This window comes from Salinarimonas ramus (assembly GCF_014645695.1).
GTDB classification, from domain to species: domain Bacteria; phylum Pseudomonadota; class Alphaproteobacteria; order Rhizobiales; family Beijerinckiaceae; genus Salinarimonas; species Salinarimonas ramus.
In genome coordinates this window covers 132,009-151,730 of sequence record NZ_BMMF01000013.1, presented here as the reverse complement: position 1 = coordinate 151,730, position 19,722 = coordinate 132,009, and the positions used below count along the sequence as shown (strand labels likewise).

17 protein-coding genes are annotated in these 19,722 nt (G+C 71.5%); 10 read left to right on the top strand and 7 right to left on the bottom strand.

The features are described 5' to 3' along the window. Positions 1–154 precede the first annotated feature (154 nt). From IEX89_RS19885 to IEX89_RS19875, 3 genes are read left to right on the top strand one after another with little or no spacing between them, the layout of a single operon-like run. Entirely contained in the window at positions 155–1,360 is a 1,206-nt protein-coding gene (locus tag IEX89_RS19885) for an HlyD family secretion protein (RefSeq protein ID WP_188915006.1), read from the top strand. Beyond that, positions 1,360–3,333, top strand: coding sequence for a glycosyltransferase (locus tag IEX89_RS19880; protein WP_188915005.1), 1,974 nt, complete (start codon positions 1,360–1,362; stop codon positions 3,331–3,333). Before IEX89_RS19885 ends, IEX89_RS19880 begins: the two co-directional genes overlap by 1 nt. Positions 3,334–3,344: 11 nt before the next feature. Next, positions 3,345–4,463, top strand: coding sequence for a cache domain-containing protein (locus IEX89_RS19875; protein ID WP_188915004.1), 1,119 nt, complete (start codon positions 3,345–3,347; stop codon positions 4,461–4,463). Positions 4,464–4,573: 110 nt separating this feature from the next. Here the strand turns inward: IEX89_RS19875 and katG are convergent, their stop codons facing one another. After that, positions 4,574–6,766 carry a catalase/peroxidase HPI gene (gene katG, locus IEX89_RS19870; protein ID WP_188915003.1) on the bottom strand — a complete coding sequence of 731 codons (2,193 nt, stop codon included), beginning with the start codon at positions 6,764–6,766 and terminating at the stop codon, positions 4,574–4,576. 198 nt (positions 6,767–6,964) lie between these two features. Here katG and IEX89_RS19865 point away from each other — a divergent pair, with 198 nt between their 5' ends. Then, positions 6,965–7,858, top strand: coding sequence for a LysR substrate-binding domain-containing protein (locus IEX89_RS19865; protein ID WP_188915002.1), 894 nt, complete (start codon positions 6,965–6,967; stop codon positions 7,856–7,858). A gap of 9 nt (positions 7,859–7,867) precedes the next feature. Here IEX89_RS19865 and IEX89_RS19860 read toward each other — a convergent pair whose 3' ends face one another. The 5 genes from IEX89_RS19860 to IEX89_RS19840 form a co-directional block, all read right to left on the bottom strand. Further along, the gene (locus IEX89_RS19860) at positions 7,868–8,458 is read right to left on the bottom strand and encodes an exopolysaccharide biosynthesis protein (RefSeq protein ID WP_188915001.1); all 591 of its coding nucleotides are present in this window, start codon (positions 8,456–8,458) and stop codon (positions 7,868–7,870) included. Positions 8,459–8,516: 58 nt separating this feature from the next. Beyond that, a complete protein-coding gene (locus IEX89_RS19855; RefSeq protein ID WP_188915000.1) occupies positions 8,517–9,488 on the bottom strand; it encodes an MBL fold metallo-hydrolase in 972 nt (323 codons plus the stop codon). A gap of 88 nt (positions 9,489–9,576) precedes the next feature. Continuing rightward, positions 9,577–10,581: an ABC transporter ATP-binding protein gene (locus tag IEX89_RS19850; protein ID WP_188914999.1), complete on the bottom strand. Its 1,005-nt coding sequence runs from the start codon at positions 10,579–10,581 to the stop codon at positions 9,577–9,579. Beyond that, complete coding sequence (locus IEX89_RS19845) at positions 10,578–11,555, bottom strand: ABC transporter ATP-binding protein (RefSeq protein WP_188914998.1); 978 nt, start codon at positions 11,553–11,555, stop codon at positions 10,578–10,580. Before IEX89_RS19845 ends, IEX89_RS19850 begins: the two co-directional genes overlap by 4 nt. Next, positions 11,552–12,433, bottom strand: coding sequence for an N-acetylmuramic acid 6-phosphate etherase (locus IEX89_RS19840; RefSeq protein ID WP_188914997.1), 882 nt, complete (start codon positions 12,431–12,433; stop codon positions 11,552–11,554). Before IEX89_RS19840 ends, IEX89_RS19845 begins: the two co-directional genes overlap by 4 nt. A gap of 218 nt (positions 12,434–12,651) precedes the next feature. Between IEX89_RS19840 and IEX89_RS19835 the strand changes: the two genes are divergently transcribed. The 6 genes from IEX89_RS19835 (at position 12,652) to IEX89_RS19810 (ending at position 18,226) form a co-directional block, all read left to right on the top strand. Then, entirely contained in the window at positions 12,652–13,458 is an 807-nt protein-coding gene (locus IEX89_RS19835; RefSeq protein ID WP_188914996.1) for a GntR family transcriptional regulator, read from the top strand. Between the two features lie 16 nt (positions 13,459–13,474). Then, positions 13,475–14,362, top strand: a complete 888-nt coding sequence (locus tag IEX89_RS19830) for a glucosamine kinase nucleotide-binding domain-containing protein (protein ID WP_188914995.1) — start codon at positions 13,475–13,477, stop codon at positions 14,360–14,362. Positions 14,363–14,470: 108 nt separating this feature from the next. Further along, positions 14,471–15,973, top strand: coding sequence for an ABC transporter substrate-binding protein (locus IEX89_RS19825; RefSeq protein ID WP_188914994.1), 1,503 nt, complete (start codon positions 14,471–14,473; stop codon positions 15,971–15,973). A 68-nt stretch (positions 15,974–16,041) separates the two neighbouring features. After that, on the top strand, positions 16,042–16,992 hold the full coding sequence (locus IEX89_RS19820) for an ABC transporter permease (protein ID WP_188914993.1): 951 nt from the start codon (positions 16,042–16,044) through the stop codon (positions 16,990–16,992). Beyond that, positions 16,992–17,825 (top strand): ABC transporter permease, encoded by an 834-nt coding sequence (locus IEX89_RS19815; RefSeq protein WP_188914992.1) that lies wholly within the window; start codon positions 16,992–16,994, stop codon positions 17,823–17,825. Before IEX89_RS19820 ends, IEX89_RS19815 begins: the two co-directional genes overlap by 1 nt. An 80-nt stretch (positions 17,826–17,905) precedes the next feature. Further along, entirely contained in the window at positions 17,906–18,226 is a 321-nt protein-coding gene (locus IEX89_RS19810) for a YbjQ family protein (RefSeq protein WP_188914991.1), read from the top strand. On the opposite strand, the gene IEX89_RS19805 is transcribed toward IEX89_RS19810, so the two are convergent. Further along, on the bottom strand, positions 18,213–19,640 hold the full coding sequence (locus IEX89_RS19805) for an MFS transporter (RefSeq protein WP_188914990.1): 1,428 nt from the start codon (positions 19,638–19,640) through the stop codon (positions 18,213–18,215). The two genes, IEX89_RS19810 and IEX89_RS19805, sit on opposite strands and share 14 nt — an antisense overlap. Between the last annotated feature and the right edge of the window lie 82 nt (positions 19,641–19,722).

The window sequence follows — 19,722 nt, the reverse complement described above, 5'->3', positions numbered from 1 at the left end:
TGGCCGGCTGCCGAGGCGCCGCGGATGCGATCAAGGCGTGCTAACCTATGATCATTCTTTCTTAGGTTTGACTGCTCACGGTGGAAGGTGAGACACACGAATTCCACCCAAGAGACGTCGGCGGGAACATCGGACCGGCGCACCGAGATCCGCCATGAAGCTCTTTCGCGTATTCCTCGGAGCATTCCTGCTCGTCGGGGGCCTCTACATCCTCGTCGGCGAGCATCTCGCCGGCACCTCCGCGGACGCCACCGTCAACGCTCGTGTCGCGGTGGTGCGCGCGCCCATCGAGGGCGAGCTCGCCATCGAGGCGCAGGGCATCGGCTCGCGGGTGAGCCAGGGCGAGGTGCTGGGGCGCCTCGTCGATCCGCGCCTCGACAAGACCCGCCTCGCCGATCTCGAGCGCTCGCTCGCGACCCAGCGCATCATGGTCTCGCGCATGGAAGCCGAGCGCGAGGCGCTGCGCGAGACGCGCACGGCGCTCGAGGCGCAGCTCGACGATTACCGCGCCGGGCGCGCGCTCCAGATCGAGGCGCGCCTCGCGGAGGCGCGCGCCGACCGGGAGGCCGCCGCCGCCCGCCTGCGCGAGGCGCAGAGCGCGCTCGACCGCGCCGAGGCGCTGCGCGAGCGCGGCGTGCAGACCGCTGCCGTCTTCGACACGGTGGCCACCGCCGCCGAGATCGCCCGCGAGGAGCTGGAGAGCGCCCAGAGCCGGCTCGCCTACGTGCAGGCCGAGCAGCGCTCGGCGGAGACCGGCGTCTTCATCGGCGACAGCTACAACGACGCGCCCTTCTCCGCCCAGCGAATCCGCGAGATCGACCTGGAGCTCGGCCGGCTCGAGGCGCAGCTTTCCGAATCGCGCGCCTTCGCCGACGCGCTCTCGGGCGACATCGAGGCCGAGCGCGTGCGGATCGCACGGCTGGAGCAGGCGGCGGTGCGCTCGCCGGTCGAGGGGCTCGTCTGGGACTTCCTCGTCGACGACGGCGTCTACACGAATCGCGGGCAAGACTTGATGCGGCTCGTCGATTGCGAGGAGATCCTCGTCACGGCGAGCGTTTCCGAGCGGCTCTACGACACGCTCGCCATCGGTCAGCCGGTGCAGTTCCGGCTCTACGGCGAGGGCGCGGTGATGCCCGGCGCCATCGTGCGGCTCGGCGGATCGGGTGCGCTCAGCCTGTTCGACACGCTCGCCGTGGGCGCGAGCGAGGAGCACCTGGAGCGTTTCCATGTCACCATCGCCGTGCCGGCGCTCACGGCGAGCCAGGGCGGCGGCTGCTCGGTGGGGCGCACAGGGCGGGTGACCTTCGCCGAGGGGCCGGCATCGGGGTTCATGCGCCTCCTCGACCGCGTCGGCCTGTGATGATCGCGCTGCCGGGCCTCCTCTCGGCGCTGGCGGGGACGGCGCTCGTCCTCGCCGTTCAGCTCCTGCTGCTCCCTGTGCTCGACGCCCGCCGGACGCTGTGGCGCGTTCTGCTGCTCGGCGCGGCGGTGATCCTCGCCTGGCGCTACATGGCCTGGCGCTTCACGGACACGTTGGCGCCGCTCGGCTTCACGGTGGACGCGTTCGCGAGCTGGTCCTTCGCGATCCTGGAGGCGGGCACCGTCGTCTCGTCCACCATCGCCTTCGCGATCCTCACCCGCGTGCGCGACCGCTCCCGCGAGGCGGATGCGAACCTCGCGTGGTGGGGCGCGGCCGCGCCGCCGCCGCGGGTCGACGTCTACATCGCGACCTACAACGAGGAGGAGAGCGTGCTGGAGCGCACGCTCGTCGGCGCGAAGCTCATCCGCCATCCCGCGACGCGCGTCTTCGTCCTCGACGACGGCCGGCGGGACTGGCTCGCGGACCTGTGCGCGCGCCACGGCGTCGGCTATCTGCGCCGGCCCGACAATGCGCACGCCAAGGCCGGCAACCTGAACCACGCGCTCTCCGAGCGCCTCGCCGCATCGGACGCGCCGGACTTCGTCGCAATCCTCGACGCCGATTTCGTGCCGCACCCGCATTTCGTCGGGCGCGCGCTGGCGCTCTTCCACGATCCCGCCGTCGGGCTCGTCCAGACGCCGCAGCACTTCTTCAACCCGGACCCGGTCCAGCACAATTTGGGCATCTCGACCGCCTACCCGGACGAGCAGCGCCACTTCTTCGACAATGTCGAGCCCGCCCGCGACGCCTGGGGCATCGCCGTATGCTGCGGCACGTCCTCCATGGTGCGCGTCTCGGCGCTCGAGGCCATCGGCGGCTTTCCCACGCAGAGCGTGACGGAGGACTTCCTGCTCAGCCTGAAGCTCGCCGAGAACGGGCTCTCGACGGTCTACCTCAACGAGCCGCTGACCGAAGGGCTCGCCCCGGAGGGGCTGAAGGAATACATCGTCCAGCGTGGGCGCTGGTGCCTCGGCATGATGGAGATCGTGCGCAAGGTCTACAATCCGCTCGCGCGCAACGGACTGCCCCTGCGCCATCGGCTCAGCATCGTCGATTCGCTGCTCTACTGGACGACCACCTTCCCCTTCCGCATGGCGGGGCTCGTCTTCCCGCTGCTCTATTGGTGGCTCGGCGTCACCGTCGTGGACGCCACGGTCCACGATGTCCTCGTCTACTACCTGCCGTATTATCTGCTCACCATCGCGGTCCTGAACTGGATCTCGCGCGGCCTGTTCATCCCCGTCGTCAACGACGTCGCCCAGCTCCTCGCCGCCTGGCCGATCATGCGCGCCACCGCGAGCGGGCTCCTGACGAAAGGCCCGCACCGCTTCTCCGTGACGGCGAAGGGCGGCGACCGGACCCGCACCGTGGTGCAATGGCCGATGATGCGGCCGTTCCTCGTGCTCTTCGCGCTCACCGTCGGTGGGCTCGTGGCGACGCTCAATTCCGACTTCCTGTTCAACAACGCCGCCGCGGCCGGGGACGGGATGGTCGTCGTCCTGTTCTGGACGATCTACAACCTGTTCGTTCTCCTCGTCGCCATCGCCGCGTGCATCGAGCGCCCGCGCGAGGATCGTCCGATGCGCCAGGAGGCGCGGGCGGTCACGATCGCCGGGCTCTCCGGCGCCCAGCCGGGCTGGCTCGTCGATCTCGGCGTCGCGGGCGCGCAGGTCAGCGGCCCGTCCGGATTCGCCGCCGGCGAGCCCGCGCGGCTCGACCTGCCGACGATCGGCTCCGTCGAGGCCGTCGTCGACGCCCCGACCGGCGACGGCGTACGTCTTCGCCTCGAGCCGACACCATCGCAGCGCGAGGCGATCATCGCTCTCCTGCACACCGCCGACGCCGCCCCGGGGACCGGGCGCGGCGATCTCGTCCAGATGGCGCGCGAGCTCGCTCGCGCGCTCTCCAGCTGAGGCGCCGAGCCATGCATGCCCCCGCGAACAAGACAACCCGCCCGTCCCGCCGCATCGGGCTCGCGCCCCTCGTCGTCGTCGGCTGCGCGGTCATCATCCTCGCCCCGATCCTCCTCGCGGCGGGGCACTTCTCGCGCATGCTGGAGGAGCGCACGCGCGCCATGCTGCTCGAGGAGATGGAGACCCGCGCCGAGCTCGGCTCCGCCCTCGTGGGCAAGCGGCTGGGCCAGCTCTGGCGCGAGGTGGAGCGGGTCGCCGAGAGCGTGCCGATCGACGATCCCGAGGCGCGGGCCGCCTTCATCGAGACCGTCGGCGGCGTCGACGAGCGCTATTCCTGGCTCGGCGTCGCGGACACGGCGGGCGAGGTCCTCGTCGCGTCGCGCGGCATGCTGGTGGGCGAGAGCGTGGCGCAGCGGCCCTGGTTCCGCGAGGGCCTGTCGGGCCCCTTCGCCGGCGACGTGCACGACGCCAAGCTGCTGGCGAGCCTGCTCGGCTCCGCCGACGGCGAGCCGCCGCGCTTCATCGACTTCGCAGCGCCCGTGCGCCGTCCCGACGGCTCCGTCACCGCCGTCGTCGGCGCGCATGTCGATTGGCGATGGGTCCTCGACAACCTCGACGCCCTCCGGACCGACGACGTCGAGGTCCTCCTGCTCGATCGCGACCGCCGTGTCCTCGCCGGCCCGGAGCATCTCGAAGGCGAGGTCCTCACCGTCTCCGCCGCGCTGGGCGCCGGGCGCGGCGGGCGCCACGCCGCCACCGAGACCTGGCCCGACGGGATCACCTGGGTCTCCGTCACCCTGCCGGCCTTCGACGACACGGGCCTGCCGACCTTCGGCTGGAGCCTCGTCCTGCGCGAGCCGGCCGAGACCGCGCTCGCGCCTCTGCGCGCGCTCCTCGTCGGCTATTGGACGACGCTCGCCGTCGCCAGCCTGGCCGCGCTCCTCCTCCTCCTCGCCGGCGCCCGCTGGCTCGCCACCCCGCTGCGCCGCCTCGCCCTCTCCGCCGAGACCATGACCACCGAGCCCGGCGGCCGCCCCGTCCACCCCGAGACCCGCTACGAGGAAGCCGCCCGCCTCTCCCGCGCCCTGGCGCGGGTGCAGAGCGCGATGGGGGTGCGGGAGAGGAGGTGAGGGGGGGGCGCTTCCTGCTGGCCGAAACGAACGAGGCCGCCGTCTCCTCGCGGAGACGGCGGCCTCTTTTCGTAGGTGTCGAGAGCCGCCCCGGCGGCTCTCGCCGTCGCTCAGGTCAGGTCGACGCGGTCGAGGTTCATCACCTTCGTCCAGGCCTTGGCGAAGTCGTGGATGAAGTGGTCGGTGGCGTCGTCGCAGGCGTAGACCTCGCACAGCGCGCGCAGCTGCGAGTTCGAACCGAAGACGAGGTCGACGCGGGTGCCGGTCCACTTCGGCGCGCCGGTGGCGCGGTCGCGGCCCTGATAGACGGTCTTGCCCTCGTCCGCGGGCGCCCACTCGGTGCCGAGGTCGAGGAGGTTGACGAAGAAGTCGTTCGTCAGGACCCCGGGACGCTCGGTGAGGACGCCGTGCGCCGCGCCGCCGTGATTGGCGCCGAGCACGCGCAGGCCGCCGACGAGGGCGGTCATCTCCGGCGCGGTGAGCGTCAGGAGCTGGGCGCGGTCGACGAGCATCTCCTCGGGGGAGATGGCGTAGGCGCCCTTGGCGAAGTTACGGAAGCCGTCGGCCTCCGGCTCCATCACGGCGAAGGACTCGACGTCGGTGTGCTCCGGCCCTGCGTCCACGCGGCCAGGGGCGAAGGGCACCTCGACCTTGTGGCCGGCGATCTCGGCCGCCTTCTCCACCGCCGCCGTGCCGCCGAGCACGATCAGGTCGGCCATGGAGACCTTCTTGCCGTCCGTGCGGCCGGCCTCGAAGCTCGCCTTGACGCCTTCGAGCGCGGAGAGGACCGCCTCGAGACGCGCCGGCTCGTTCACCGCCCAGTCCTTCTGCGGGGCGAGGCGGATGCGCGCGCCGTTGGCGCCGCCGCGCTTGTCCGAGCCGCGGTAGGTGAAGGCCGAGGCCCAGGCGGCGAAGACGAGATCGGAGACGGAGACGCCGGTGGCGAGGATCGCCTGCTTGAGGGCCGCGACGTCGTCGTCACCGACGAGCGCGTAGTCGCACGCCGGCAGCGGGTCCTGCCACAGCAGCACCTCGGCGGGGACTTCCGGGCCGAGATAGAGCTCGCGCGGGCCCATGTCGCGATGGGTCAGCTTGAACCAGGCGCGGGCGAAGGCGTCGGCGAAGGCCTCCGGGTCCTTGTGGAAGCGCCGGGAGATCTGCTCGTAGGCCGGGTCCATGCGCATCGCCATGTCGGCGGTGGTCATCATGAGCGGGACCTTCTCGCCCGACCCGTCGACCTGCGGCGCGTGGTCGGCCTCGGAGAGGCCCTTCGCCGCCCATTGCCAGGCGCCGGCGGGGCTCTTCACGAGCTCCCACTCGTAGCCGAAGAGGACGTCGAAATAACCCATGTCCCACTTGGTGGGGTTGGGCGTCCAGGGGCCCTCGATGCCGCTCGTGATGGTGTGGACGCCGCGGCCGCTCTCGAAGGAGTTCTTCCAGCCCAGACCCATCAGCTCGACGTCCGCCGCCTCGGGCTCGCGGGCGAGGTGGGTCGCCGGCGCCGCGCCGTGCGACTTGCCGAAGGTGTGCCCGCCGGCGACCAGCGCGACGGTCTCCTCGTCGTTCATCGCCATGCGCGCGAAGGTCTCGCGGATGTCGCGGCCGGACGCCACCGGGTCCGGGTTGCCGTTGGGGCCCTCAGGGTTGACGTAGATGAGGCCCATCTGCACGGCGGCGAGGGGACGCTCGAGCTGGCGATCGCCGGTGTAGCGCACGTCGCCGAGCCACTCGCTCTCCGAGCCCCAGTAGATGTCCTCCTCGGGCTCCCATACGTCGACGCGACCGCCGGCGAAGCCGAAGGTCTTCAGGCCCATGTCCTCCAGCGCGCAATTGCCGGCGAGGATCATCAGGTCGGCCCAGGAGAGGCGACGGCCGTACTTCTTCTTGATCGGCCACAGCAGGAAGCGGGCCTTGTCGAGGTTGGTGTTGTCCGGCCAGGAATTGAGCGGCGCGAAGCGCTGCGTGCCCGAGCCGCCGCCGCCGCGACCGTCGGCCGTGCGGTAGGTGCCGGCGGAGTGCCAAGCCATCCGGATGAAGAGCGGCCCGTAATGGCCGTAATCCGCCGGCCACCAGTCCTGCGAAGTCTTCATCAGCGCGTAGATGTCGTTCTTGACGGCCTGGAGGTCGAGCTTGCCGAACTCGGCGGCGTAGTCGAACGTCTCGCCCATCGGGTTCGAGAGGGCGGTGTGCTGGTGCAGAACCTTCAGGTTCAGCTGGTTCGGCCACCAGTCCCGATTGCTGACCCGGCGCACGCCGTGCGCGACGGGGCAGCCCCCGGTGGTCAGGGAGCTCATCTCGTCCATCTCGTCCTCCGAAATCCGATCCGACCCTCGATTGGTTTGCGCGTATAACACACTACTTCCCTGCGTGTCGATCCGGCCGGGGGGAAGCCGCGACGAGACGCGTCGGACACCTACGCGCGAAACACTCTGGGGTGACCTTGCTCCATCGCAGCCATCAGGTAAAGTCGGATTTTCTGATCCCAACGATAAGATGAGGCTATGACAAACCTGACGCTGCGGCAGCTCTCCTATTGCGACGCGCTCGCCCGCCACGGCCATTTCGGGCGCGCGGCGGAGGCCTGCGCCATCTCGCAGCCGGCGCTCTCGATGCAGATCAAGGAGCTGGAGCAGACGCTCGGGATGGCGCTGTTCGAGCGCAGCGGCCGCAAGGTGTCGCTCACCGGCTTCGGCGAGGTCTTCGCCGAGCGCGCCCGGGAGGTGCTTCGGGCGGTCGACGAGCTCGAGGCGCTGGCGCGGACCGCGCAGGACGGGCTGGCGGGGCCGCTACGGATCGGGGTGATTCCCACGGTCGCGCCCTACCTCTTGCCGCGCATCGTCGGGCGGCTCGCCGGGCTCTACCCGGATCTCGACATCCGCATCCGGGAATCGATCACGCCGACGCTCATCCGGGAGCTGTCCGAAGGGCGGCTCGACGCGGCCATCGTGGCGCTGCCCGTCTCGGAGGCGCATCTCGACGAGACGGCTCTGTTTTCCGAGAGCTTCGTCCTCGTGCGCCCGCTCGAGGACGCCGGGCGCCCCGTGCCGGACCCGGACGTGCTCGCGCGCATGAAGCTGCTCCTCCTGGAGGAGGGGCACTGCTTCCGCGAGCAGGCGCTCTCCTTCTGCGGCGCCGACGCGCCGCGTCCGCGCGAGCTGATGGACGGAAGCTCGCTCTCGACGTTGGTGCAGATGGTGGGAGCCGGCATCGGCGTGACGCTGATCCCCGAGATGGCTGTCCCGGTGGAGACGCGCTCGGCGCCCGTCAGCGTCGCGGCGTTCGCTCCGCCGCAGCCGTCCCGCACCATCGGCATGATCTGGCGCCGCACGAGCCCCATCGCGCCGCAGCTGCGGCGGATCGCCGAGGCGATCGAGGACCTTCGCCCGATCTCCTGATGCGCCGTCTCAGCCCGAGAAGCCGAATTGCCACACGGCGATCGGCACGGCGGCGAGGACGACGAAGGAGAGCACGACGAGCACGCCGTCACGCGTCAAAAGGCCCGCCGCGAAGAGCGCGATGACCGCGGACGCGATCGATCCGGAGGTCGGCACCACCTCCATGAAGGGCATGAACAGCGTGAGCGCGAGGATCAGCGTCAGCGGCAGGTAGAGCCAGGGCCGGTGCAGCAGGAAGGTGAGCCGCGCGCCCAGAAAGCGCTCGACGAACCGAACCGGGCGCCTGAGCCAGGCGACGCCCTTGCAGAGCTTCTGCGTCGACATGTGCCGCTTCGTGACGAAGTCCGGCAGCCACACGCATTTGCGCCCGAGCATCATCTGCGCGGCGAGCACGAAGACGATCACCGCGACGCTCGCGGTGATGCCGGGAATGGCGCTCGCCGGCGAGGTGGAGATGAGGGAGAAGACCAGCATCAAGGCGGCGAACGATTTGTTGCCGAGATGCTGGACCACCTCCTCGATCGTGATGCTGTCGCCGTGCGCCGTCTGCTCGAGCTGGTCGAGGACGTCGCTCAGCGCGCGCGTGCGTTCCTTCGGCATTCGTCACCTCGCGAGAGGAGCGCGAACGCACGCGCGAACGGCCGAGTTCCGGGAGCCGTCAACCCGGCCAGGGGATCCGCACCAGCTCGAAGCCGGTGCCGGCCTCGCGGACGTGGCCCACGTTCGGGAAGCCCCAATGGTAGCCGGCTATCATGAGACGGTCGGCCGCGGCCTCCTCGAGCAGGCGCCGGCGGGTGGCGCGGGCCATCTCCGGGTCCATGTCGAAGCGCACGGACCAGTCGGGGTTGGCCACGAACAGGAAGGGCAGGTGGGCCGCGTCCGAGATCAGGAGGAGCCCGTCCGAGCCCGACTGGACGCGATAGGCCATGTGTCCCGGCGAATGGCCGTGGGCGTCGACGGCGACCATGCCGGGCGCGAGCTCCTCGCCGCCCGTGTAGGTGCGCATGCCGAGATCCTCGCCGGCGAAGATCGCCTGCGCCCGCTCGAAGCCGCCGCGACGGCCTTCCGGAGCGCGGCTCATCTCGCCCTCGTCGAGCCAATAGGCGGCCTCGCCCTCGGGCACGAGCGTCTCGGCGTTGGGGAACATCGGCGAGCCGTCGGCGCGGCGCAGGCCCGAGATGTGGTCGCCGTGGAAATGCGAGATCACGACGGTGTCGATGTCCTCGGGCGAAACGCCGATGGCGGCGAGGCCGACGTCGAGATGCCCGACGGGGCTCTCGCCCTCCTGCGGGCCGTTGCCCGTATCGACGAGGAGGAGGCGCCCGCCGATGCGAAACAGGGTGGCCGTGAACGGGTTCTCGATCTGCTCCGTTCCGCGCCGCGCCTGGGTGAAGGCGGCCTGGACCTCCTCCAGCGGGGCGTTCGTCACGAAGCCGTCCTGCAGCGGGAAACCGCGCATGCCGTCGTAGATCGGGAACACCTCGATCTCGCCCAGGCGATAGCGGAAGACCGGGACAGTGCCGTCGGGCGTCGCGTCGGACTGGGCCTTGGCGGAGGCAATCGGGATCATGCTCGCGGCGGCACCGGCGGCCGGGACGGCCAGCATCTCGCGACGGGTGAAGTGAGCCATGGCGTTCTCGCTCCGTGGGGGATGACGTTGGGGCACGCCTGGTGCCCGCCGAGATTATGGGCCGCCCCGAGCGCACGACCTTCGGCGATCACGCGCTTGTGATCGGCTCGCGCGCCGCGACCTCGCCCGAACGCCAGCAGGCGGCCTCGTGGCCCGTCTCCACCGCCGCGAGCGGCGGGACGGCCTCGCGGCAGCGGGGCTCGGCCAGAGGGCAGCGCGCCGCATAGGCGCAGCCGGGCGGCGGGTTCGCGGGATCGGGTATCTCGCCCGGCGCCGCCGCGACGAGGCCGGCGCCCGCGCGCTTCTCCCGCACGACGTCCTTAACGGGGCGCGGCACGGAGGCGAGGAGCGCGCTCGTGTAGGGATGGCGCGGGCGCTCGAAGAGGGCGGACGTCGGGGCGAGCTCCACGAGCTTGCCGAAATACATCACGCCGACGCGGTCGCTGACGTGGCGCACGACGGAGAGATCGTGGCTGATGAAGATCATCGAGAGCCCGAGCCGCGCGCGCAGCGAACCGATCAGGTTGATGATCTGCGACTGGATCGAGACGTCGAGCGCGGACACCGGCTCGTCGGCGATGATCAGCGCCGGATCGAGGGCGAGCGCGCGGGCGATGGCGATGCGCTGGCGTTGCCCGCCGGAGAATTCGTGCGGGTAGCGTCCGGCGGCCTCCCCCGGCAGGCCGACGAGGTCCAGGAGCTCGGCCACGCGCGCCTTCGCCCCGGGCACGCCGTGCACGACGAGCGGCTCGGCGATGATCACGCCCACCTTGTGGCGCGGGTTGAGCGAGCCGAACGGGTCCTGGAAGACCATCTGCACGCGCCGGCGCGCGGCCTTGAGCTTCGCGCCAGACAGGCTCGCGAAATCGACGCCGTCGACGCGGATCTCGCCCGACGTCGGCTCGACGAGCCGCATGATCGTGCGACCGAGCGTGGTCTTGCCGCATCCCGATTCGCCCACGATGCCGACGACCTCGCCGCGGCGCACCGTGAGGCTGACGTCGTCGAGGGCGCGCACGCGCGCACCCGACGCCTCGCGGTAATGCTTGACGAGGTTTCTCACCTCGAGGAGCGGCACGGTCTCGTCGCTCATGCGGGGTTCCAGCAGGCGAAGCCCCGCGCGCCGTCCATCGTCCAAGGCGGCGTCTCGGCGCGGCAGCGGTCCAGCGCCGCCGAGCAGCGATCGGCGAAGGCGCAGCCGCGCGGGCGTGCGCCGGGAGGCGGAACGTTGCCCGGGATCGAGGGGAGGGGGCGTCCCGGCGGGTTCGACAATGGGATCGTCTCGACGAGCGCGCGGGTGTAGCGGTGGCGCGGGGCGCCGAGCGCGTCAGCGATCGGGCCCGCCTCGACGATGCGCCCGGCATACATGACGCAGACCCGCTCGCAGATCTCGGCGACGACGCCCAGATCGTGCGTGATGAGCAGGCAGGCGAGGCCCATGTCCCGGCGCAGCCCGTCGACGAGGGCGAGGATCTGCGCCTGGACGGTGACGTCGAGGGCAGTCGTCGGCTCGTCGGCGACGAGGAGACGGGGCCCGCAGGCGAGCGCCATGGCGATCATCACCCGCTGGCGCTGGCCGCCGGAGAGCTGGTGGGGATAGCGTGCGAGCTGGGTGCGCGGGGAGGGGAGGCCGACGCGGGCGAGCAGCTCCGCCGCGCGCTCCAGCGCCGCGCGCTCCGAGAGCCCCTCGTGGATGCGAAGCGGCTCGGCGATCTGGCTGCCGATCGTGAAGACGGGATTGAGCGCGGTCATCGGCTCCTGGAAGATCATCCCCATCCTGCGCCCGCGCAGCCGACGCATCTGCGCCTCCGGCAGGCCGGCGAGGTCCGTGCCCTCGAACAGGATGCGACCGCCGGAGATCGCGATCGGCGGCGTCGGCAGGAGCCGCATGATCGAGAGCGCGGTGACGCTCTTGCCGCAGCCCGATTCGCCGACGAGCCCGAGCATCTCGCCCGGCGCGATGGAAAACGAGACGTCCTCGACGAGCGGCGTGCCGCGCAGATCGAGGGAGAGCCCTTCTACCGACAGGATCGGTTCGGTGGGGGACGTCTCGGGGAGTCGCGTCATTGCAGGGCCGCGAGCGCGAGGCGCAGGTTGCCGCCGCATTCGGCGAGGCGGCTGCGGGCAGCCTCCGGCTCGGCGCCCAGCGCCACGAGAGAGGCGACCTTGATGTCGCCCTCGCCTCGCGCGAGCGCCGCGCGCGCGTCGTCGTCCCCGCAGCCGGCGATCTCGGCGACGATGACCTCCGCGCGCCGGCGCAGCTTCGCGTTCGCCGCGCGCATGTTGACCATCATGCCGCGATAGACGCGCCCCAGGCGCAGCATGATGCCCGTCGAGATGAGGTTGAGCGTCGCCTTTTGCGCCGTGCCCGCCTTCATGCGGGTGGAGCCGGCGATGAGCTCGCCCCCCGTCTCGAGCAGGATCGCGTGCTCCGCCGCCGCGAGGAGGCGCGCCCCGCGATTGTTGGCGATGCCGATCGTCAGCGCGCCGGTCTCGCGGGCACGGGCGATCCCGGCGATCGTGTAGGGCGTGGCCCCGCTCGCCGCGACGCCGATCACGACGTCCGCGGGGCCGACGGCGGCCTCGTCCATCGCCGCCCGAGCCGCCGCTTCGTCGTCCTCCGCGCCCTCCGCGCTCGCGACGAGCGCGCCCATGCCGCCGGCGATGGCGAAGACGAGCCGCTCGCGGGGCCAGTCGAAGGTGGGGGTGAGCTCGGCGCCGTCCTGCACGGCGATGCGGCCGGACGTGCCGGCCCCGAGATAGACGAGCCGGCCGGTCTCCCCGAGCCGCGCCGCCGCCTCGTCCACGGCGCGCCCGATGGCGGTCAGCGCCGGGCGCACGGCAGCGATCGCGGAGAGCTGGCCCTCGAGCATGGCGTCGAGAGCCTCGCTCGTCTCCCAGGCGTCCAGATCGACGAAGCGCCGGCTGATTCGCTCGGTGGACATGGACGGCTCCCTGAAGTGATGAGACCAATCTAGTGCCTTTGCCGCGTGCGAACAATACCAGCGGCGCTCGGCAGGGCCCCCGCACGCATGCGCCCGAGCCAATTCCCGGCCGTCCCGCGACGGCTGGGAACAACCTTTACGATGCTACCTTCTCAGGACCATCTCCTCTATCATCGCGCTCCCGCCGTCGGCGTGGCGAGATGCGGACGAGACACGACATGACCACGACCCCGATCGCGAACGCTCCTCCGGGCCTCGTCGAGCGCCCCGATCCCAAGGCGGAGATCCTCGCCGGGCTCGGCGCGCCGCGGGACGCGACGCCGCGCTATCTCCAGCTCGCCTCCGCCATCCGCCTCGCGATCCAGCGCGGCGTCTTCCGGCCGGAGGAGGCGCTCGCCTCCGAGCGCGACCTCGCCGCCTGGACGGGCTTCGCGCGGATCACCGTGCGCCACGCCATCGAGGTCCTGCTGCGCGAAGGGATCCTGACCCGCCGCCAGGGCTCGGGCACATACGTGACGCGGCGCATCGAGCAGCCCCTTTCGGTGCTCGCGAGCTTCACCGAGGACATGTCGACGCGCGGGCGCACGGCCGGTTCCCGCTGGCTGTCGAAGGAGATCGCCCGCGTCGGCCCGAGCGAGGCGCTGGCGCTCGGCCTCTCGCCGGGCGAGCCCGTGCTGCGGCTCTCGCGGGTGCGCACCGCGGAGGACGAGCCGCTCGCGATCGAGATCGCCACGGTTCCGACCTGGGCATTGGACGCGCCCGAGCGCGTCGGCGCCTCGCTCTACGCGGCGCTGGCGCAGGCGGGGTATCGTCCCGCCCGCGGCGTGCAGCGGCTCCAGGCGTCGCTCGCGACCGCGCAGGAGGGCAAGCTCCTCGACGTCGCGCCGGGCTCGGCCGTGCTGCGCATCGAGCGCCGTGCGTTCCTGGCGGACGGCAGGCCCGTGGAATTCACGGTGTCGGCCTATCGCGGAGATCGCTACGATTTCGTCGCGACCCTGCGCGGGAGCGACGAGGAGAGCCGCTGATGCGGCGGAGGATGCGATGAGCGCCGGTACGGCGGATCAGGAGGCGGCCACGCTCTATCTCGGCGTCGACGGCGGCGGGACCGGCTGCCGCGCGCGCCTCGAGACCAGCGAGGGGACCGTGCTCGGCCAAGGCTTCGCCGGCCCCGCCGCCACCCGCTTCGGCATCGAGCGCTCGTGGGAGGTGCTGATGCAGGCCGCCCGCGCGGCGATGGAGGAAGCGGGGCTCGACGAGGCCGCGGTCGCGCGGGTACACGCCGGCATCGGCGTCGCGGGGCTGGGCCGCAAGGGTGCGCGCGCGGCGTTCGAGGCGCTGGCGCATCCCTTCGCGTCGATCGCCTTCGCCAATGACGGGCTCGTCGCCTGCCTCGGCGCGCATGCCGGCGGCGACGGGGCGATCGTCATCTGCGGCACGGGCTCGTGCGGGCTCGGACGCGTCGCGGGCGTGGACCTGCGCGTCGGCGGCTACGGCTTCCCGATCTCCGACGAGGGCTCGGGCGCCGATCTCGGCCTCCAGGCGATCCGCGTGGCGCTGCGCGCGGCCGACGGCCGCCACGAGGCGAGCGCGCTCACCCGCGAGCTGCTCGCGCGCTTCGACGACGATCCGCTCGAGGCCGTCGCCTGGATGGATCGCGCCACCGCCACCGACTACGCCACCTTCGCGCCCCTCGTCATGCGACACGCCGACAACGGCGATCCCGTCGGGCGCCGACTCGTGCAGGAGGGCGCCGAGCAGATCGACGGGCTCGTGCGCGCGCTCGTCGATCGCGGCGCGCCGCGGGTGAGCCTCATCGGCGGGCTGTCGAGCGCCATGGAGGCCTGGCTCGCCCCCGACGTACGCCGACGCCTCTCGCCGGCGCTCGGGGACGCCGTCTCCGGTGCGATCCACCTCGCGGGCCGCCGCTGAGACGACGCGGTTTCGCGGCCCTTTCCAACTGGCTCATAATTGGTACTATGCCGCCGACCGATCGTGGAGAGCGCGGCGTCAGGCCGCCGACGAGGGGAGGACGAGACGATGAAGCGTTCCATCTGCAAGGCGGCGCTCGTCGCCGCGATGAGCATCGGAGCGAGCGCCGCGAGCGCGCAGGTGCTCCAGCTCGCCGTGTCGGACAGCCCGGCCGGGCTCGACCCGCACATCGTCACGGCCTTCACCTCCTTCCAGGTGGTCAACGGCACGATCTACGAGGCGCTGACCCAGGTGGAGCCCGATCTCACCATCGGCCCGGCGCTCGCCGAGAGCTGGGAGGTCTCCGACGACGGGCTGACCTACACCTTCACGCTGCGCGAGGGCGTCACCTTCCACGACGGCTCCGCGATGACCGCCGAGGACGTCGTCGCCTCGATCGAGCGCGTGCGCGCGGAAGCCACCGGATCGCCGCTGGCGAGCCGGCTGGCGGCGGTGGAGAGCGCGAGCGCCGTGGACGATCGCACCGTCGAGGTGACGCTGTCCGAGCCCTCCGCGCCGTTCCTCACCCAGCTCGCCTCCATCGCCATCGTGCCGGCGGAATATCGCGACGAGACGCAGGCGCTCCAGCAGCAGCCCGTCGGGACGGGGCCCTTCGCCTTCGCCGAGTGGCAGCCGAACAACTACATCCAGCTCGACGCAAACCCCGATTACTGGCGCGAGGACGCGCCGAAGCTGGACGGCATCCGCTTCAACATCGTTCCGGAATCGGCGACGCGGCAGGTGGGGCTCACCAGCGGGCAGTACCAGATGCTGCCCAACATCGATGCCGCCACCGCGCTCCAGCTCCAGGGCCGGCCGGGCGTGGCGCTGCAGGACACGCTCGAGCTTTCCTATACGCTGCTCGGCATGAACACGTCGAAGCCCCCCTTCGACGATCCGCGGGTGCGCCAGGCGGTGAACTACGCGCTCGATCGCGAATCGATCGTGCAGGCGGCGCTGTTCGGGGCGGGCGTCGCGGCGGGCCCGCTCTCGCCGGCCCTCGAAGCGTGGGCGCGCGACGTCTCCGAATTCCCCTGCTACGAGCATTCCCCCGATCGGGCGCGCGCGCTCCTCGAGGAAGCGGGCGTCGAGCTGCCCGTGAAGGTGACGATGCTCGTGCTGCCGCGCCAGGACATCCGCGACATCGCCCAGGTGGCGCAGGCGCAGCTGAACGCCGCCGGCTTCGAGGTGGAGCTCAACATCCCCGAGCTCGGCCAGTTCGTGCAGGATTGGCGCAACTCGAACTTCGACATCTTCGCCTCGGCCAACGCGGGCTCCGTCGATCCGGACGACTTCTTCTACCGCGCCTTCCGGACCGGCGGCTCGACGAACGTCTTCAAGTACTCGGACGAGCGCGTCGACGCCCTCCTCGACACCGGCCGCACGGAGCTCGACCAGGAGGCCCGCAAGGCCGCCTACGACGAGCTCCAGGGCATCCTCGCCTGCGAGGGGCCGGTGGCGCACGTCGCCTACGGCCAGCTCTACACGGCCGTGGGCGAGGGCGTCGACGGGTTCGAGATCATCGCCAACCGCTCGCTCTCGACGCTCGCCGACACCACGGCGGGCCAGTGACGACGCGCTGAAGCGAGGCGGGCGGGGCGCGGGCCCCGCCCGCCTCGCGCCTTCTCCGGGACGACGCGATGCGCCGACGCTTCATCCTCTCGCGCCTGTCCGACCTCGTCGTCGTGCTCTTCGGCGTGTCGGTCGTCACCTTCCTGATGATCCGCCTCGTCCCCGGCGACGCGGTGGCGATCATGCTCGGCGCCAATGCCGAGGTGACGCCGGAGCGGATGGACGAGCTGCGCGCCCGCATCGGCCTCGATCAGCCGATCCTCTTGCAATATCTCGACTGGATCGGCGGCGTGCTCACGGGAAACCTCGGTGAATCCCTCTGGACGCGCCGCCCCGTGATCGACGAGATCGCGGCGCACGTCTGGCCGACGATCCAGCTCGCGGTGCTCTCCCTCGTCATCGGCGCGACGCTCGCGGTGCCGCTCGGCGTCCTGATGGCGCGCCTGCGCGGGCGCGGCTGGGAGATCGGGCTCCAGATCGGCTCGGTGGCGGGGCTGACCGTGCCGTCCTTCTGGCTCGGCATCATGATGATCCTGGCGCTCGCCACCCTCGCGCCCTCCGTGCAGATGCTGGGCTACGTGCCCTTCACGCAAGACCCGCTCGGCAACCTGGCGCGCCTCGTCCTGCCGGCGATCGCGCTCGCGCTGCCGATCCTGGCCAACCTCGCTCGCCTCGTGCGCTCGGCCATGCTCGACGCGCTCCAGCAGGACTACATCCGCACGGCGCGCGCCAAGGGCGTCTCCGAGCGCGCCATCCTCTACAAGCACGCTCTGCGCAACGCGCTGATCCCGTTCGTGACGTCGGTGGGCATCATGACGGGCTACCTGCTCTCCGGGGCCATCGTGGTGGAGCAGGTCTTCGCCATTCCCGGCCTCGGGCGCCTGCTGCTCGGCGCCATCGCCGAGCGCAACTATCCGCTCCTCCAGGCGACGATCCTCCTCGTCACGGTGGTCTTCGTCGCGGTGAACTTCGTCGTCGACCTCGTCTACGCCTGGATCGACCCGCGGGTGACGCGCTGATGGCCGGTGCGAGCGCCTCCCTGCGCCGCGGGCCCTCCCGCGTGCTCCTCGTCGCCGGGGCGTTCCTCGCGCTCACCGTCGCGGCGGCGCTGCTCGCGCCCGTGATCGCGCCCTTCGATCCGCTGGCGCAGAGCGTGCTCGCGCGGCTGCAGGGGCCCGGCGCGACGCATTTCCTCGGCACCGACCAATTCGGACGCGACCTCCTCTCGCGAATCCTCCACGGGCTTCGTGCCTCGCTCGCGATCTCCTTCGGGGCGGTGGGCCTGGCGCTCCTCGTGGGCGGCACGATCGGGCTCGTCTCGGCCTATTATCGCGGCTGGACCGAGCGCATCCTGATGCGGCTCATGGACATCCTCTTCGCCTTCCCGGTGATGCTGCTCGCCATCGGCATCATCGCCGTGCTCGGCCCCGGCGCCACGACGACGGCGGCGGCGATCGCGATCGTCTACACGCCGATCTTCGCGCGCCTGCTGCGCGGGCCGGCGCTGGTCGTGGCGCAGAGCGACTACGTCATGTCGGCGCGCTCCATCGGCGCGTCGGACGCGCGGATCATCGTGCACCACATCCTGCCCAATCTCGCCAGCGTGGTGCTCGTCCAGATGAGCCTGCTCATGTCCACCGCGATCCTGGTGGAGGCGTCGCTCTCGTTCCTCGGGCTCGGCACGCAGCCGCCGACGCCCTCGCTCGGCATGATGCTCTCGGAGGGGCGCAACTTCCTGCTCCTTTCGCCCTGGGCGGCGCTCTTCTCCGGCCTCGCGATCCTCGTCGTCGCCTTCGTCTTGAACTTCTTCGGCGACGTCCTGCGCGACACGCTGGACCCACGCTTGCGCTGAGCCTCATGCTGGCTTGACCTCCGCGCGGCCGGTATGTCTCCTCGCCCCGCCGCGTCGGGCGGCGTCACGAGGAGGCCTTCATGATCGTCACCACCACCAACGGCGTCGAGGGACGCCAGATCGTCGAGTATCACGGCATCGTCTCGGGCGAGGCGATCTTCGGGGCGAACATCTTCAAGGACTTCTTCGCCTCCATCCGCGACATCGTCGGCGGCCGCTCTGGGTCCTACGAGCGGGTGATGCGCGACGGTCGCGACACCGCGATCAACGAGATGCTCGACGAGGCCCGCAAGCTCGGCGCCAACGCGGTCATCGGCGTCGACCTCGATTACGGGGCTATCGGCGCCAAGGAGAGCATGATGCTCGTCACCGCGTCGGGCACCGCCGTCACGCTGCGCTGAGGACGCGCCCGTTCGGCACCCCGCGCACCAGGAGCGCGCCGACGAGGAAGAAGGCGAGGAGCACCACCGGCCCGGCGGCCTGAGTCTGGAACAGCGCCGTCGCCACGGCGACGAGGAACGGGCCGAGGAAGGCGGTGAGCTTTCCCGACAGCGCGAGCAGGCCGAAATAGCGCCCCGCGTCGCCGGCGGGCACGAGGCGCGCGAGGAGCGAGCGCGAGGACGCCTGCAGGGGTCCCGCGAGCGCGCCGATGACGAGGCCGAGCCCGAGGAAGACCTTCTCGGGCAGGCTCGCATAGAGCCCGGCGCCCTCGGGCGGCGGGCCGGTGTCCACCACGAAGAGCACGTGGCTCTCGCCCAGCGAGAGCACGCCCAGCGTCACCAGCGCCAGGATCGCGAGGCTGCCGAGGATCACCGCGCGCGGCCCGATCCGGTCGTCGATCGGCCCGCCCGCCAGCGCGCCGAGCGTGCCCGTGACGAGGATGAGGATGCCGAACACGCCGAGCTCGATCGTGCCCCAGCCGAAGATGCCGGCGCCGTAGATGGTGCCGAGCGAGAACAGGACGACGAGCCCGTCCTGGTAGGCCATGTGCGCCAGGAGGAAACGCGCGATGGCCGGCGTGCGTCGGGCTTCCGCGATCGTGCCGCGCACCCGCGAGAGCCCCTCACGCACGGCCTCGCCGAACGGCCGCCCACCACGCGGCACGTCCGGCGTGAACAGGACGAGCGGCAGGACGAAGAGTGCGAACCAGAGCGCCGTCAGCGGCCCGACGACCCGGTCGCCCTCGCGCGCCACCGGATCGAGGCCGAGGAGCGGCTCGAGACCGGCGAGCGTCAGACCGCTCTGCGGGCTGCCGGCGAGGAGGCCGAGCACGATGGCGAGGGAGACGAGCCCGCCCGCATAGCCCGTCGCCCAGCCGGCACCGGAGAGGCGGCCCAGGCGGTGCGGCGGCACGAGGGTCGGCATCATCGCGTTGTTGAAGGTGCCGGCCAGCTCCGCCGCCACCGTCGCGACGGCGAAGGCGACGAGCGCGAGGAGGACGTATCCCGGCGTCGCCGCTGGGGGGACGAGCCACAGGAGCGCCGCGGCCACGCTCATCAGCGCGCCGAAGGCGAGGATCCAGGGCTTCTTCGGCCCGCCCGCATCGGCGATGGCGCCGAGCACCGGCGAGAGGATCGCCAGCGAAAGGCCTGCGGCGGAGGTCGCGAGCATCCATTGCGACTGACCGGCGACCGGGTTCGCCGCCACCGCGTTCACGAAATACGGCCCGAAGACGAAGGTGACGACGAGGGTGAAGAAGGGCTGCGTCGCCCAGTCGAACATCACCCAGCCGAACAGCGCGCACCGTGGCGCGCTCTTTTCGGCGCGCAGCCGCGCGGCGGTATGGGCGAGGGCCTCGTCGGGCGCGGAATGCATGGGGTTCGCTCCGGAGCCCCGGGCCGCGATGCGGGCGGGGGTGAGCGGGACCTTAGCGTGAGAGGGATCGCAGCGCGAGCAG

Bases quoted from the DNA above. Each gene is read 5' to 3' on its own strand.
- IEX89_RS19810 (WP_188914991.1), top strand. From the start codon at position 17,906: ATGATCGTCACCACCACCAACGGCGTCGAGGGACGCCAGATCGTCGAG.
- IEX89_RS19820 (WP_188914993.1), top strand. From the start codon at position 16,042: ATGCGCCGACGCTTCATCCTCTCGCGCCTGTCCGACCTCGTCGTCGTG.
- IEX89_RS19875 (WP_188915004.1), top strand. From the start codon at position 3,345: ATGCATGCCCCCGCGAACAAGACAACCCGCCCGTCCCGCCGCATCGGG.
- IEX89_RS19825 (WP_188914994.1), top strand. From the start codon at position 14,471: ATGAAGCGTTCCATCTGCAAGGCGGCGCTCGTCGCCGCGATGAGCATC.
- IEX89_RS19860 (WP_188915001.1), bottom strand. From the start codon at position 8,458: ATGCCGAAGGAACGCACGCGCGCGCTGAGCGACGTCCTCGACCAGCTC.
- IEX89_RS19865 (WP_188915002.1), top strand. From the start codon at position 6,965: ATGACAAACCTGACGCTGCGGCAGCTCTCCTATTGCGACGCGCTCGCC.
- IEX89_RS19840 (WP_188914997.1), bottom strand. From the start codon at position 12,433: ATGTCCACCGAGCGAATCAGCCGGCGCTTCGTCGATCTGGACGCCTGG.
- IEX89_RS19805 (WP_188914990.1), bottom strand. From the start codon at position 19,640: ATGCATTCCGCGCCCGACGAGGCCCTCGCCCATACCGCCGCGCGGCTG.
- IEX89_RS19845 (WP_188914998.1), bottom strand. From the start codon at position 11,555: ATGACGCGACTCCCCGAGACGTCCCCCACCGAACCGATCCTGTCGGTA.
- IEX89_RS19850 (WP_188914999.1), bottom strand. From the start codon at position 10,581: ATGAGCGACGAGACCGTGCCGCTCCTCGAGGTGAGAAACCTCGTCAAG.
- IEX89_RS19885 (WP_188915006.1), top strand. From the start codon at position 155: ATGAAGCTCTTTCGCGTATTCCTCGGAGCATTCCTGCTCGTCGGGGGC.
- IEX89_RS19880 (WP_188915005.1), top strand. From the start codon at position 1,360: ATGATCGCGCTGCCGGGCCTCCTCTCGGCGCTGGCGGGGACGGCGCTC.
- IEX89_RS19835 (WP_188914996.1), top strand. From the start codon at position 12,652: ATGACCACGACCCCGATCGCGAACGCTCCTCCGGGCCTCGTCGAGCGC.
- IEX89_RS19855 (WP_188915000.1), bottom strand. From the start codon at position 9,488: ATGGCTCACTTCACCCGTCGCGAGATGCTGGCCGTCCCGGCCGCCGGT.
- IEX89_RS19815 (WP_188914992.1), top strand. From the start codon at position 16,992: ATGGCCGGTGCGAGCGCCTCCCTGCGCCGCGGGCCCTCCCGCGTGCTC.
- katG (WP_188915003.1), bottom strand. From the start codon at position 6,766: ATGGACGAGATGAGCTCCCTGACCACCGGGGGCTGCCCCGTCGCGCAC.
- IEX89_RS19830 (WP_188914995.1), top strand. From the start codon at position 13,475: ATGAGCGCCGGTACGGCGGATCAGGAGGCGGCCACGCTCTATCTCGGC.